General features: G+C 64.4%; 17 protein-coding genes and 1 tRNA gene. 16 read left to right on the forward strand and 2 right to left on the reverse strand.

Going from position 1 to position 12,684, the window contains the following annotated elements:
• The first annotated feature begins 255 nt into the window (after positions 1 to 255).
• The 6 genes from VJV41_RS10555 (at position 256) to VJV41_RS10580 (ending at position 5,145) form a co-directional block, all read left to right on the forward strand.
• Positions 256 to 1,047, forward strand: a complete 792-nt coding sequence (locus tag VJV41_RS10555) for an SDR family oxidoreductase (protein ID WP_325333379.1) — start codon at positions 256 to 258, stop codon at positions 1,045 to 1,047.
• Between the two features lie 11 nt (positions 1,048 to 1,058).
• Entirely contained in the window at positions 1,059 to 2,159 is a 1,101-nt protein-coding gene (locus tag VJV41_RS10560) for a diacylglycerol kinase (RefSeq protein ID WP_325333381.1), read from the forward strand.
• Between the two features lie 29 nt (positions 2,160 to 2,188).
• Complete coding sequence (locus tag VJV41_RS10565) at positions 2,189 to 2,485, forward strand: hypothetical protein (RefSeq protein WP_325333383.1); 297 nt, start codon at positions 2,189 to 2,191, stop codon at positions 2,483 to 2,485.
• A 36-nt stretch (positions 2,486 to 2,521) separates the two neighbouring features.
• Positions 2,522 to 2,773, forward strand: coding sequence for a hypothetical protein (locus tag VJV41_RS10570; protein ID WP_325333385.1), 252 nt, complete (start codon positions 2,522 to 2,524; stop codon positions 2,771 to 2,773).
• A gap of 80 nt (positions 2,774 to 2,853) precedes the next feature.
• Positions 2,854 to 4,080 carry an Nramp family divalent metal transporter gene (locus VJV41_RS10575; RefSeq protein ID WP_325333387.1) on the forward strand — a complete coding sequence of 409 codons (1,227 nt, stop codon included), beginning with the start codon at positions 2,854 to 2,856 and terminating at the stop codon, positions 4,078 to 4,080.
• Positions 4,081 to 5,145, forward strand: coding sequence for a poly-gamma-glutamate hydrolase family protein (locus VJV41_RS10580; protein ID WP_325333389.1), 1,065 nt, complete (start codon positions 4,081 to 4,083; stop codon positions 5,143 to 5,145).
• Here the strand turns inward: VJV41_RS10580 and VJV41_RS10585 are convergent.
• The gene (locus VJV41_RS10585) at positions 5,124 to 5,273 is read right to left on the reverse strand and encodes a hypothetical protein (RefSeq protein WP_325333390.1); all 150 of its coding nucleotides are present in this window, start codon (positions 5,271 to 5,273) and stop codon (positions 5,124 to 5,126) included. The genes VJV41_RS10580 and VJV41_RS10585 overlap by 22 nt on opposite strands.
• Positions 5,274 to 5,334: 61 nt before the next feature.
• Between VJV41_RS10585 and VJV41_RS10590 the strand changes: the two genes are divergently transcribed.
• The 3 genes from VJV41_RS10590 to VJV41_RS10600 are packed head-to-tail and all read left to right on the forward strand — an operon-like array spanning position 5,335 to position 7,387.
• Entirely contained in the window at positions 5,335 to 6,099 is a 765-nt protein-coding gene (locus VJV41_RS10590) for a DUF1365 domain-containing protein (RefSeq protein WP_325333392.1), read from the forward strand.
• Positions 6,096 to 6,677, forward strand: a complete 582-nt coding sequence (locus VJV41_RS10595) for a sigma-70 family RNA polymerase sigma factor (RefSeq protein WP_325333394.1) — start codon at positions 6,096 to 6,098, stop codon at positions 6,675 to 6,677. Before VJV41_RS10590 ends, VJV41_RS10595 begins: the two co-directional genes overlap by 4 nt.
• Positions 6,674 to 7,387, forward strand: a complete 714-nt coding sequence (locus VJV41_RS10600) for an anti-sigma factor (RefSeq protein ID WP_325333396.1) — start codon at positions 6,674 to 6,676, stop codon at positions 7,385 to 7,387. The genes VJV41_RS10595 and VJV41_RS10600 overlap by 4 nt, the downstream gene beginning before the upstream one ends.
• Here VJV41_RS10600 and VJV41_RS10605 read toward each other — a convergent pair.
• Complete coding sequence (locus VJV41_RS10605; protein WP_325333398.1) at positions 7,384 to 8,475, reverse strand: glutamate--cysteine ligase; 1,092 nt, start codon at positions 8,473 to 8,475, stop codon at positions 7,384 to 7,386. The two genes, VJV41_RS10600 and VJV41_RS10605, sit on opposite strands and share 4 nt — an antisense overlap.
• Positions 8,476 to 8,647: 172 nt before the next feature.
• Between VJV41_RS10605 and VJV41_RS10610 the strand changes: the two genes are divergently transcribed.
• The 7 genes from VJV41_RS10610 to VJV41_RS10640 all read left to right on the forward strand — a co-directional run bounded on the left by VJV41_RS10610 (position 8,648) and on the right by VJV41_RS10640 (position 12,675).
• Positions 8,648 to 9,469: an LLM class F420-dependent oxidoreductase gene (locus VJV41_RS10610; protein ID WP_325333400.1), complete on the forward strand. Its 822-nt coding sequence runs from the start codon at positions 8,648 to 8,650 to the stop codon at positions 9,467 to 9,469.
• A 29-nt stretch (positions 9,470 to 9,498) separates the two neighbouring features.
• Positions 9,499 to 9,571: transfer RNA gene (locus VJV41_RS10615), tRNA-Arg, on the forward strand.
• 436 nt (positions 9,572 to 10,007) lie between these two features.
• Positions 10,008 to 10,586: a hypothetical protein gene (locus VJV41_RS10620; RefSeq protein WP_325333401.1), complete on the forward strand. Its 579-nt coding sequence runs from the start codon at positions 10,008 to 10,010 to the stop codon at positions 10,584 to 10,586.
• A 30-nt stretch (positions 10,587 to 10,616) separates the two neighbouring features.
• Positions 10,617 to 11,126 (forward strand): DUF4760 domain-containing protein, encoded by a 510-nt coding sequence (locus tag VJV41_RS10625; protein ID WP_325333404.1) that lies wholly within the window; start codon positions 10,617 to 10,619, stop codon positions 11,124 to 11,126.
• 7 nt (positions 11,127 to 11,133) lie between these two features.
• Entirely contained in the window at positions 11,134 to 12,078 is a 945-nt protein-coding gene (locus VJV41_RS10630) for a phytanoyl-CoA dioxygenase family protein (protein WP_325333406.1), read from the forward strand.
• The gene (locus VJV41_RS10635; protein ID WP_325333408.1) at positions 12,053 to 12,181 is read left to right on the forward strand and encodes a hypothetical protein; all 129 of its coding nucleotides are present in this window, start codon (positions 12,053 to 12,055) and stop codon (positions 12,179 to 12,181) included. The genes VJV41_RS10630 and VJV41_RS10635 overlap by 26 nt, the downstream gene beginning before the upstream one ends.
• Positions 12,178 to 12,675, forward strand: coding sequence for a hypothetical protein (locus tag VJV41_RS10640; RefSeq protein WP_325333410.1), 498 nt, complete (start codon positions 12,178 to 12,180; stop codon positions 12,673 to 12,675). Before VJV41_RS10635 ends, VJV41_RS10640 begins: the two co-directional genes overlap by 4 nt.
• Positions 12,676 to 12,684: the final 9 nt, after the last annotated feature.

The raw sequence follows: 12,684 nt of genomic DNA on the forward strand, positions 1-12,684 counted from the left end.
ATCTCGGACCTACACCCCAATTGTGCGCCCGAACCGCCAGCGGAGCCCGAGTTTGGTCAGCAACCGCAATTCCATCAAAAGGCGGCGGGGTCACCGTGTAGGCGGAGTAGCCCTATCTCGGCGGCGTCACCGTTTGATGACGCTTTCAGAAGGGGGAGTCCGCCTTCCTGAGAAAACTAGAACGTGTTTCAAAAATATCTCGCACGCGTCTCCAACCCCTGATACGGTTCGCCCGGCGAAGGAAGGAAGAGACCAGTGATTCTTGACAGATTCCGGCTGGACGGCCAAGTCGCAGTGGTGACAGGAGCGGGCCGCGGCCTCGGCGCCGCGATTGCGATGGCATTCGCGGAAGTCGGTGCGGACGTGCTCATTGCATCGCGCACGCAGTCGCAACTCGAGGAAGTCGCCGAGCAGATCCGCGGCAGTGGACGCCGCGCCGAGATCGTCGTCGCCGACCTCGCTCATCCGGAGGCGACGGCCGAGCTCGCAGGCAAGGCCGTCGAGGCGTTCGGGAAACTAGACATCGTCGTCAACAACGTCGGTGGTACCATGCCCGCGCCGTTGGTCAACACATCCGCGAAAGACCTCCGAGACGCGTTCACCTTCAACGTGTCCACCGCGCATGCACTCACGTCGGCTGCCGTCCCGCTCATGCTCGAGCACTCCGGCGGCGGCAGCATCATCAACATCACGTCGACGATGGGACGACTCGCCGGCCGGGGATTCGTCGCCTACGGCACCGCCAAGGCCGCGCTCGCCCACTACACGCGGTTGGCCGCGCTGGACCTGTGCCCGCGGATCCGAGTCAACGCGATCGCACCCGGCTCGATCCTGACCTCTGCGCTCGAGATCGTCGCTTCCAACGACGAATTCCGAGATCCCATGGAGAAGGTCACGCCGATGCGCCGGCTGGGCGATCCGGAGGACATCGCCGCCGCCGCGGTCTATCTCGCGTCGCCCGCTGGCTGCTTCCTGACGGGCAAGACGCTCGAGGTCGACGGCGGCATCACCTTCCCGAACCTCGACCTGCCCATCCCGGACCTGTGAGGAGCTAACTCATGACTGAATTGTCGGCTCAGCCGACCGGAGCAATCAAAGTCGCGCAGATCGGAACCGGCAACGTCGGTCGGCATGCACTGACGCAGCTCATCAACGACCCCCGCTTCGAGCTGACCGGTGTCTGGGTGTCAAGCGACGCCAAGGCCGGCAAGGACGCCGCAGAGCTTGCGGGACTTGACAATTCGACCGGCATAACGGCCACCACCGATCTGGACGCCGTCCTGGCCACCGGTCCGCAATGCGCCGTCTACACCGCGATGGCCGACAACCGCCTGCCCGACGCGCTCGAGGACTACCGCCGCATCCTGGCCGCGGGCGTCAACGTCGTCGGCAGTAGCGCGGTGTTTCTTCAATATCCCTGGCAGGTCCTACCCGAGGAGCTCGTGAAGCCGATCGAGGATGCCGCCAAGACCGGCAACTCGAGCGTGTTCGTCAACGGCATCGATCCCGGATTCGCCAATGACCTGCTTCCGCTGGCGCTTGCCGGCACCTGCCAGAGCGTCGAGCAGATCCGCTGCATGGAGATCGTCGACTACGCCACGTACGACAGCCCCACCGTGATGTTCGACGTGATGGGATTCGGCAAGCCCCTCGACGAGCTTCCGATGCTGTTGCAGCCCGGTGTGCTGAGCCTCGCCTGGGGTTCGGTGGTCCGGCAACTCGCCGCAGGGCTCGGCGTCGAACTCGACGAGGTGACCGAGACATACGTCCGCGAGCCCGCGCCCGAGGACTTCGACATCGCGTCCGGCCACATTCCCAAGGGCAGCGCCGCGGCGCTTCGCTTCGAGGTGCGCGGCATGAAGAACGGCAAGCCCGTAGTCGTGCTCGAGCACGTCACCCGCCTTCGCGACGACCTCTGCCCGGACTGGCCGCAGCCTGCCCAGGAAGGCGGCTCCTACCGCGTCGAGGTGACGGGGGAACCGTGCTACGCGTTGGACCTCTGCCTGAGCAGCCGCAAGGGCGATCACAACCACGCCGGACTCGTCGCCACCGCCGCCCGCGTGGTCAACGCGATACCCGCCGTCGTGGACGCTGCACCGGGCATCACGACGGCCCTGGACTTGCCACTGATCACTGGAAAAGGGCTGTACGCTAGCTAAATAACCGGGGGCGACAAAAGGACGTGCCTATGCGGAAGACCCTGCGCTATCTCACACCGCTCATCGCGGCTGCAGGCGCCGCCGCGGCTTTCGTCGCCGCCCCCGCCGCCATAGCGGACACTATGTTGCCGTCCTGCACGGGGGTCGGTGGTGATGAAGTCACCGGCGGTGCAACCGAATGCGCTACGCCCGGCAACGTGCAACTGAATGCCACTCCACCCGAACCGGATTACCCGTATCCGTGGGACGACGAGTTTTACGGCCCAGCACTGATCATCGGGGGCATCGGTGGTGGCGGCGGAAGCCACGGCGGCGGAGGCCGCTGACCAGTTTTTTTCCGCGGCCCATTGAGGAGGCCAATCATGCGGACCCAGATTCGCTACTTCACAACTCTTTTCGCGGCAGCCGGCGCATGCACTGCTGCCGTCGCGCTCGCGCCGATCGCCGCAGCCACGCCGCAATGCACGACCACCGCTCCCAACACGACGCAGTGCCAGACCAACGGCAGCACTGCGATCGTCACCTCACCCCAGCAGAACGGCTTCTACGGTGGCTGGCCGTGGTGGGGCGGCGGCCTGGTCATCGGCATCGGCGGGATCGGCATCGGGTGGTAAGCACCCCCAAGTAGCTTGACCGGAAGGTTTCGTCTAACCTAACTTTTCTATTCGCTTCTCCGGATAGAAGGTGGGGTTAGTTGGCACAGGACACCGAAGTCCGGCTGCGCCCGAGCTGGTTCCTGCTCGGGCCCGCATTCGTCGCTGCCATCGCCTACGTCGATCCCGGCAACGTCGCCGCCAACGTCAGCGCCGGTGCCCAGTTCGGCTTCCTGCTCGTCTGGGTCATCGTCGTCGCCAACGCCATGGCCGGGCTCGTGCAGTTCCTGTCGGCCAAGCTCGGACTGGTCACCGGCCGCTCCTTACCCGAGGCCGTCGCCGACCACACCAGCACGCCCACTCGCATCGCGTACTGGCTGCAGGCCGAATTAGTCGCCATGGCAACGGATCTCGCCGAGGTCATGGGCGGCGCGATCGCGCTGCATCTATTGTTCGATCTGCCGCTGTTGGCGGGCGGCGTGATCACCGGCGTGGTGTCGCTTCTGCTGCTGGCCATCCAGAACCGGCGCGGTCAGCGCATGTTCGAGCGGGTGATCAGCGGGCTGCTGTTGATCATCGCGATCGGATTCCTGACGAGCCTGTTCGTCGAAACACCACCGGTGAGTCAGGTCGCCGCCGGCCTGGTGCCGCGGTTCGAGGGCGCCGAAAGCGTGCTGCTGGCCACCGCGATGCTCGGCGCGACCGTCATGCCGCACGCCGTCTATCTGCACTCCGGCCTGGCCCGCGACAGGCACGGCCACCCCGACGCGGGCCCGCGACGCCGTCGACTGCTCAAAGTCACTCGCCTCGACGTCGGGCTGGCGATGCTCGTCGCCGGTGCCGTCAATCTGTCCATGCTGCTCATCGCGGCGACCAACCTGCAGGGCCGCGACGACACCGACTCCATCGAAGGCGCACACGCCGCTGTTCGCGACACCCTCGGCTCGACGGTCGCGTTGTTCTTCGCCATCGGGTTGCTCGCGTCGGGTCTGGCGTCGACGTCGGTGGGCGCCTATGCCGGTGCCATGATCATGCAGGGCTTGCTGCACCGCTCGTACCCGTTGCTGCTGCGGCGGCTGGTGACGCTGATCCCGGCGCTGGCGATCCTGGCGATAGGCCTGGATCCCAGTCGTGCGCTGGTGATGTCGCAGGTCGTGCTGTCGTTCGGCATCCCATTCGCGCTAATCCCGCTGATACGGCTGACCAGCAAGCAGACGCTGATGGGCGAAGACACGAACCATCGCGTGACGACTGCCCTCGGGTGGTGCGTGGCCGCATTGATTACTCTGCTGAACGTGGTGTTGATCTATCTGACCGTCGCCCACTAGATGCGGGCTGCCCATAGCTACTTCGCGTACGGGTCCAACCTGTGCGTGCGGCAGATGGCGCGGCGATGCCCCGGCGCGGTCGATCCACGACCGGCAACCCTTGCCAACCACGACTGGCTGATCAACGAGCGCGGCGTCGCCACTGTCGAACCGTTCGACGGCTCGAAGGTGCATGGCGTGGTCTGGCGCTTGACCGACCACGACCTCGAGGTGCTCGACAGCGCCGAAGGCGTTCCGGTGCGGTATCGCCGCGACAAGCTCACCGTGCACACCGACGACGGCCCGTCCGAGGCATGGGTCTACATCGACCATCGCGTCGATCCCGGCGCGCCGCGGCCCGGCTACCTGGAGCGGATCGTCGACGGCGCGGTGCACCACGGCCTTCCGCACCGGTGGATCGAATTCCTCAAGCGATGGGATCCCTCGCACCGGCCTCGCCGCGCGGACAAAGCGAATTCGCATGCGCCACGGTCGCTTTCGGAGCTACTCGCGGACCCGGCCACCATCGAAGAGTGCACACTGCGCTCACGATTCGGCTTCCTGGCCATCCACGGCGGTGGGCTGGAGCAGATGACCGACGTCATCGCCGAGCGTGCCGCCGAGGCCGCAGGCGCCTCGGTCTACGTGGTCCGCCACCCCGACCACTATCCCCACCACCTGCCGTCGGCGCTGTACCGGGCGCAGGAATCCGGCCGGCTCGCCAAGTTCCTCGATCACGTCGATGTCGCGGTGTCGCTGCACGGATATGGCCGCATCGGCCGCAGCACGCAGCTGCTGGCCGGTGGGCAAAACCGCACCCTGGCCGACCACCTGGCGCGCCATGTCGTGGTCCCCGGCTATCAGGTCATCACCGACCTCGAAGCGATCCCGCGGGAACTGCGCGGATTGCACCCCGACAACCCGGTCAACCGCGTGCGCGGCGGCGGCACCCAGCTCGAACTGTCACCGCGGGTGCGCGGAATCAGCCCCCGCAGCGGACTGCCCGGCGACGACGGCCTGTCCCCCGCGACGTCCGCGTTGGTCCAGGGCCTTGTCGCCGCCGCTCATTCCTGGGAACTGGCGTAGACGCGCTCAGCTTCCGCCGGAGCCTGCCTCACCGACCCCACGACGCCCTCGACCACCAACAATGCGTCGGTCGTCTGGCCGTTGACACCGGTCCAGATGGTCCCGCCGTGGAACAACGTCGAGGGCATCCCGCGACGGTACGACACCCATCCGCCCGCCGCATGGCTCCGAATACAGAGTGTGGAACGCATGCCAGCCCTGTACCGGACGCGCGTCACACAGTTGCTTCGCGACCCGGTCCATCACTACTTCGAACACAGCGGCTACAGCTGGTATGTCGACGTGGACGCTCTGCCCCGGTTGCCGCGCTGGATCAGGCCATTCGCGCGGTTCGACGCCCGCGACCACTTCGACGGAGCGCCGGACGACCCACTGCGCCAACGCGTCGACACGTTTCTGTCCGAACGCGGCGTCGACCTCGGCGGCGGCAGGATCTCTGCACTGCTGCAGGCCAGGGTTCTGGGCTACGTGTTCAACCCGGTCAGCCTCTATTGGTGCCACGACGCCGACGGTGCGCTGCGCCACGTTGTCGTCGAGATGCACAACACCCGCGGTGAACGGCACGCCTACTTGCTGCCACCGGCGGACGACCGGCCCGCGATGGTGGCGAAGAAACTGTCCATGTCACCGTTCACGGTCGTCGGCGGACACTATCTTGTGCTCGCACCGCAGCCCAACGGGGAAGTCAACGTGCGCATTTCGCTGCACCGCGACAACCACGCCGCGTTCGTCTCGACACTGCGTGGCAGCCGGCGACGGGCCGGTATCGGCCAGCTGTTGTGGCTGCAATTGGCAGCGCCGCTGGCTCCGCTGATGGGAGCCTTGGAGATTCGGATACAGAACGCGATGCTGAGGATGCGACGAGTTCCAATGACGCCGCATCGCGCCGCCAACGAATTACCCTCTGATACAAGGGGTTTCGTGGTCGATGCCCGTAGATCTCGATTATCGTGACGATATTGACGCCGATGGTTAGGCTACCGCTCGTGACCACCGAACTCGACGGACTGCTGCGCCGGGTGGCCCAGCGGGACGTCGACGCGTTCACCACCTTCTATGACCGCACCCGATCCAGGGTGTTCGGCCTGGTCACCCGCGTCCTGCGCGATCCCGGCTACAGCGAGGAAACCACCCAGGACATCTACTTGCAGGTATGGCGTACTGCCGAGAACTACGACCCGTCTGCCGGCTCACCGCTGGCCTGGCTCATGACGCTGGCCCATCGTCGCGCAGTCGACCGGGTGCGCTCCGAGCAGGCAGCCAGTCAACGTGAGTCTCGCTACGGCGCAGCCAATGTCGACCCGCCAGCAGATCAGGTGGCCGAATCGGTGATCCTGCTCGACGAGCGGCGCCAGGTCGCCGACTGCCTCGGGTCGCTGACCGATGCGCAACGCGAGTGCATTCAGCTCGCCTACTACGACGGGCTGACGTATGCCCAAGTGTCCGAACGGTTGTCGGCCAATCTTGCGACCATCAAATCGCGGATGCGCGACGCGATCCGCGGCCTACGCAAGTGTCTGGGGATGGCATGACAGAACCGACCGATCCGGACCTCATAGCCCTCGCGACGCCCTACGCTCTGCATGCGGTGACCGACGCCGAGCTCGCCGACATCGAGCGACGCGTCGCCGACGCGCCGCCGGCCGTCGCGGCGGCGTTCGCCGACGAGGTCCGCGCCGTGCGGGAAACCATGGCCGTGGTGTCGGCGGCCACCGCGGTCGAGCCGCCGCGGCAGCTGCGCGATCGCCTGCTCGCCGACGTCGGCGCTGACAACGTTCGACCGTTGCAGCCGCGGATCAAACGTTGGCAGAAGGTCGTTCTTGCAGCCGCAGCGGCTCTGGTGATCGGACTCGGCGCGCTGGGCGTCGGTTTGGCGCTGCGGCCGGCGGCCACACCCTCGACGGCCGAGCAGGTCTTCGCCGCGCCCGACGTGCGGACGGTGTCGGAACCGATCCCGTCCGGCGGCACGGCGACGGTGGTGTTCTCGCGCGAGAAGAACGCGGGAGTCTTGGTGATGAACAACGTCGCGCCGCCTGCGGCGGGCACCGTGTATCAGATGTGGTTGATCGACGACAGCGGTCCGCGTTCGGCCGGCACGATGAATGCCAAAGCCGTCGCGCCGTCGACAACGGCGGTGCTGCCCGATCTGGGTAGCGCGCAGACGCTCGCATTCACCGTGGAGCCCGGTAGCGGTTCGGACCAGCCGACGAGCCCCGTCTTCGCCAAGCTCCCGTTGGCCTAAGGGATTGTGGTCGCGGCTAATTCGGCTACGACGTCGGCAACGTCGCGTCGCTGCCGCCAGGCTCGCCGTTGTCGGGTCGCGCCGTTGCCCTGCTCGACGATGCGGGCCAGCTCGTCGCGCGCCATGTCGTAGTCGCCGAGGTCCTCCAGCGCCGGCCGGACATGTTCGACAAGGCGCTCCAATAGCTTGCGGGCGGGCAGCACCGCGTGGCTTTCGAGCAGGTCGAAGGCGTCGCCATCGAGGCCGTCGCGAGCCGACTTCCAGTACGCCGCCTTCAAAGCGTGCGGCGTCAAAGGCAACGAGGGTTCGCCGCGGCGTTCGTCGTCGAGAGCCGTCATGACGCTGGCCCGAATCAGCGTGGCCAGCAGAACGGACTCGGCGACGGTCGCGGGTACGTCGGCGACGCGTACCTCGATCGTCGGGAACTTGGCAGAAGCGCGGACGTCCCAATAGACCATGCCGTCATCGAGTACCGCTCCGGCACGGCGCAACATGTCGACAAGCCCGTCGTACTCGTCGACGGAGTCGAAATGGGGAGGCGGACCGGCGCTCGGCCAGCGCGCCCAGACGACGCTGCGCCAGCTGGCATAGCGGGTGTCGGTGTTGCGGTATATCGCCGAATTCGCAGTCAGCGCAAGGAACAACGGCAGCCAGGGCCGCAGCCGGTTGCTGACGCGGACGGCGAGCTCGCGGCTGGGCACCGAGACGTGCACATGCGCCCCACAGATGCCCTCCTCGGCGACCATGCCGAACTTGTCGGCGATCTCGCGGTAGCGCGGGCTGTCGGTGATCGGGAATTCGTACGGCCGGGTCGGGGGCAGTGCGACGGCGAGCAGCTGGGCACCACTGGCCTCGGCGGCCTCGCCGGCGATCCGCCGGAGCCGCGTGAGCTGGCGTCGAAGTTCGCCGCTGCCGCCGACGACGTCGCTGTTGGTCTCGATCTGACAGCTCGTCAGCTCGAGCTGCAGTTTGACGCCGTGCTCGGAGGCGTGTCGGGCGACGGCTCTGTTTACAGCGACCGGTTCACCGGTCGTCGGGTCGACGAGAAGGAACTCTTCTTCGACGCCGATAGTGGGATGGCTGGCCATGGCATGAAGATCGATCCGGCCCGTCGGATATCTCAACGACGGGCCGGATCCGGTAGGTGGTCCTTCGAGTTTGTGGACTTCGGGATTCGAAGTCGGCGGAGGAAGTTTGCCCAGCGACAGGGCGCCTCAAACCTCGAACATTGCTGACGATCTTGAGGAATAACATCGGCGCATGGTCAGCGACTTCCGGTTCGGTTTGAGTCTGCACGACGCGCGGTCACGCTCGAAGGTTCAGGACGTGGCGCGCCGTGCCGAGGAGTACGGCTTCGACGTGCTGCACGTGCCCGACCACCTCGGCGCGCCTGCGCCGTTTCCGGCCCTGATGTCGGCGGCGGAAGCGACGGGCACGTTGCGATTGGGGACGTTCGTCCTGAACGCCGGCTTCTACAAACCGGCGCTGTTGGCCCGCGACGTCGTTGCGTTGCGCGACCTCACCGACGGACGATTCGAACTCGGGCTGGGGGCGGGCTACGTCCGGGAGGAATTCGAGGCGGCCGAGCTGCCGTTTCCGAGTGCCCGGCAGCGCGTCGAGTATCTGCAGCACGTCATCGAATACATGGGTGAACACGCGGCCGACGTGCCGATCCTTATTGCGGGCAACGGCGACCGGCTGCTGACGGTTGCGGCACGGTACGCCAACATCATTGGGTTGACCGGTGGCGACCGCGCGCCTGGCGCAGGGGACCCGCTCGCCGAGCGGATCGCATTCGTCCGCGCGGCCGCAGGCGATCGCTTCGACGAACTCGAGCTCAACATCGCGATCACGGCGATGCCGCTCGACAGCTCCGGCATGCCGGACCTGTCGATCCCCCGGCGATTCTTGCCGACGCTCAGCGATGAGGAACTGCTGCGTCATCCGGGTGTGCTGTCGGGGTCGACGCGCGACATGGCGGACCGGATTCGGGAGTACCGCGACACCTATGGGGTGAGCTACATCATCGTGCAGGCACCGCACGCCGAATCGTTCGCGAAGGTGATCGCCGAGCTGCGCTGAATCCATTCGGTAAGCTCCGAGCGGGTCACGCCCTCGTAGCTCAGGGGATAGAGCACGGCTCTCCTAAAGCCGGTGTCGCAGGTTCGAATCCTGCCGGGGGCACTTATTTCCGCAGGTCCACGTTTCCTTAGATCCACGAACCTTTTGATCAGGTTCGATCCCGGGACAACTGGTGTTTCTCTGCAGGCCGTCAACACATGCTGACGGTCTGCAGAAGGCAGTCGGCTGATGCTTGACGTTTCGGCTTCGGCTGATGGCTGACAGTTACTTCGGTTGATCCTTGACACCCCGGATGCGTTCTCGATTTGCGCGGGTGGCGTCAAAGGTAGGGCGCCGCGACAGACCTGCACATCTGGTTGGCCCGGTATGAGGCCGAGAGTTGGAGGATCGGCCGGCGTTCGAGGCGGTTCAATTTGCAGCTCAGTAGGGCTTGCGGCTACTTGATGAGTCGCCACAGCCGCGTTTCTGGACGGTAAATGCAAGTCAGCGATAGTGAAGCGGTACTGCCATTATTTGCACGCTATTCGTGGCCGCTAGGGTGAAGCTAGCGGACAGAGCCGCCGAATTCAATACATACGACAATCATGTAATTAAACAACGAAATATCGGCGGGCGAACGTACGGATTCAAGACGGTACATTTGCACATTTTCCGGCACCTGCCAACGCGCGGTTATATCCTTTGCCAATCACCGCAGACTCGCGGCTGGATTCGTGTGGCGGCGGATCAAGGTGACTTCCAATCGCATAATCCAGGGAGATTGGCCATGGCGGCATGCGAAACAACACACTGGACGCTCGACTGCGGCGAGGGGCACGGTTGTTACCTCGTCGAGTACAGCGACAGCGGGGAACTAGCGGGTTGGGGACGCTCAAGCGATCCGGTCAAGGGCCGACCACGGCTGAATGGACGGCCGGCCCCGTACATCGATGGCCACAGGGAAATCATGTTCTGTTGCAATGATATTAGCCGAGCGGCGTTAGCAGCAGCGCTCGGCGATCTGTTTGCAGGAGAGATCGTCGTTCCGAAAGAAATTGACAGCGAGCAGGTGAGCCTGTGCACCACCGCCCGCATGGATCAAATTGTTCAGGAAATTGGGCTGTCAGCGCGGAGCTGAACATATGAATTATGGTCAGGAGAGAACATAATGAGTACAGAAAATACGATCGAATACTCGAAGCCAACGCGCGAAGATGCGCAATTACTCGTCCAATTGTATGCGATGTATCAGACTGGCCCGATCCGTAAGGGCTTTCTCTGGTATTTGGATCACTTCAAGGAAGATATGGACCCTTCCAGAGTGGATTATGCGGCGCTGAGGGCGAGGCACCCTCGCATCTCGGAGGGCTACGACGCATGGACCGCTGTTGCTTCGTTCTTCGAGACTGTGGGCGTGTTAGTTCGAAACGAGGTACTCAATGGCGGTCTCGTCTACGAGCGGTGGGCCATTGAGTGGTACTGGCGCTATCTCGGCCCACTGGTTCAAAGCGAGCGGCTGAACGGCCAGGTATGCGACACAGCGTGCTTCGCCGACAACTTTGAATGGCTGGCCGAACAGGCGGCCGCCTGGCGCAGCAGCGAGCACGCGAAGGCCAAGTGGCTCTCACGGTTGTCGCGGCAGCAGCAAGGTATGGAGGACGTCGATCCGACCGCCTGACACCGCCATGTCGGGCGGCACTGCGCGTCCCGAGACTGGCCTACTGCGTCCTCTGGCCGACGATGAGCTGGAAACGTTCCGGCAAGACGGTGCGGCGGTGGTGCGTGGGATCATCCCTGTCGAGTGGGTTGACTATCTGCGTACCGCGGTAATTCGGGTGATGGCGCGATCGGATCCCAATTCGCAAACTTATTCAGCTGCTGGCGAACCCCGCTTCTTCGGGTACTCGTTTCCCTGGTTGCTAGACGACGCATTTAGCGCATGGGCGTTACAGGGTCCGCTTGTCGACCTCGCCCGACAAGTGATGCGCACCACGCGTAGCGTGAACTTCTTCTACGACCAGATTTTTGCAAAGGAACCATTCGCCTCAACGCGATCGCCATGGCATCAAGATGCGCCGTATCTGCCATTGAAGGGCCGCCGGATAATTCGGACATGGCTGCCCCTTGACACCGTCACGGCCGATAGTGGAGCCGTCCGCTTCCTGAAAGGTTCTCATCGTTGGGGCGTCATCTACCACCCCCGCGGATTTAAGACGATCTCCGAGTATCAGCCGGACTTTGACCGCGACTACGAGCGCTACGACTGGCTCATCGGCGACGCGGAGCCGGGGGACATACTGCTCCATCACCCCCGCGTCGTCCACGGTTCGCCCGGCAACCAGACAGACCGCCACCGGCGGGCCCTGACGAATATCTACACCGGTGACGGCGTCACATGGAATCCGACCCCGGCGAGCATGTTCAACAACAAGGCGCAAACCGGCCACGTCAACCTCCCCGCCCTGACCCGCGGTGAAGCCATCGATTGTGAACTGTTTCCGCGTGTTTGGTCGATGCCTTCTCGCTATGACGACGTCGCGATCAATGATGATACGGGCGCCCGTGGGAGAAGCACCGAAGTCACTAGCAGAGGAGACAAAGGATATGGTGACCACACCAGACGACGATGACGCCACCGAATCGGAGGGCCGGGAACCGCCGACGCCGATAAAGATCGGCAAAGTTCGCCTGCCGGGCATCGCACCGCGAATCGAGGATCGGCGCGGCGAGTGAGCGATAGTGCCGATCAGGGCGCCGAGTATGCCGCGTTCCTGAAGGACCAACTGAGTCGCGAATACGACCGACGTGATCAGGTCAATTCCCGGGCAGCCACGGCGATTACGTCCGCGACGGCGTTGGTCACGCTGGCTACAGGTGTCTACGCCTTGCTCTTGGGAAAGGATTTCACCCTCAAGGGCGCTGGTCTAACGTTCATGGCGATTGCCCTCTTCGCTTTCTTGGTTTGCGCGATCTTCGCAGTGATGGCGGGGCTGAATCGGACCTATGATGCGATCGACGAAGACACGATGCGCTCGCTGCTGACCTCGGAGCACTGGAAGGACAACCCTATCGACGCCCGTTGGCAGACAGCGAATTTCACGATCCTTTCGATTACGACGTTGCGGGTAGGGACCAACTTCAAGTACCTGTGCTTGTCGCTCGCAGGGTTTGCGCAGATTTTCGCGATCTTGGCGCTCGCGATCAGCGCCCTAATCGTCTTGGGGTGAAGCCAAAAC

This window comes from Mycobacterium sp., assembly GCF_035274705.1.
Taxonomy (GTDB): Bacteria; Actinomycetota; Actinomycetes; order Mycobacteriales; family Mycobacteriaceae; genus Mycobacterium.

Bases quoted from the DNA above. Each gene is read 5' to 3' on its own strand.
- VJV41_RS10635 (WP_325333408.1), top strand. From the start codon at position 12,053: ATGGTGACCACACCAGACGACGATGACGCCACCGAATCGGAGGGCCGG.
- VJV41_RS10585 (WP_325333390.1), bottom strand. From the start codon at position 5,273: ATGCCCTCGACGTTGTTCCACGGCGGGACCATCTGGACCGGTGTCAAC.
- VJV41_RS10625 (WP_325333404.1), top strand. From the start codon at position 10,617: ATGAGTACAGAAAATACGATCGAATACTCGAAGCCAACGCGCGAAGAT.
- VJV41_RS10565 (WP_325333383.1), top strand. From the start codon at position 2,189: ATGCGGAAGACCCTGCGCTATCTCACACCGCTCATCGCGGCTGCAGGC.
- VJV41_RS10610 (WP_325333400.1), top strand. From the start codon at position 8,648: ATGGTCAGCGACTTCCGGTTCGGTTTGAGTCTGCACGACGCGCGGTCA.
- VJV41_RS10570 (WP_325333385.1), top strand. From the start codon at position 2,522: ATGCGGACCCAGATTCGCTACTTCACAACTCTTTTCGCGGCAGCCGGC.
- VJV41_RS10605 (WP_325333398.1), bottom strand. From the start codon at position 8,475: ATGGCCAGCCATCCCACTATCGGCGTCGAAGAAGAGTTCCTTCTCGTC.
- VJV41_RS10560 (WP_325333381.1), top strand. From the start codon at position 1,059: ATGACTGAATTGTCGGCTCAGCCGACCGGAGCAATCAAAGTCGCGCAG.
- VJV41_RS10580 (WP_325333389.1), top strand. From the start codon at position 4,081: ATGCGGGCTGCCCATAGCTACTTCGCGTACGGGTCCAACCTGTGCGTG.
- VJV41_RS10590 (WP_325333392.1), top strand. From the start codon at position 5,335: ATGCCAGCCCTGTACCGGACGCGCGTCACACAGTTGCTTCGCGACCCG.
- VJV41_RS10600 (WP_325333396.1), top strand. From the start codon at position 6,674: ATGACAGAACCGACCGATCCGGACCTCATAGCCCTCGCGACGCCCTAC.
- VJV41_RS10630 (WP_325333406.1), top strand. From the start codon at position 11,134: ATGTCGGGCGGCACTGCGCGTCCCGAGACTGGCCTACTGCGTCCTCTG.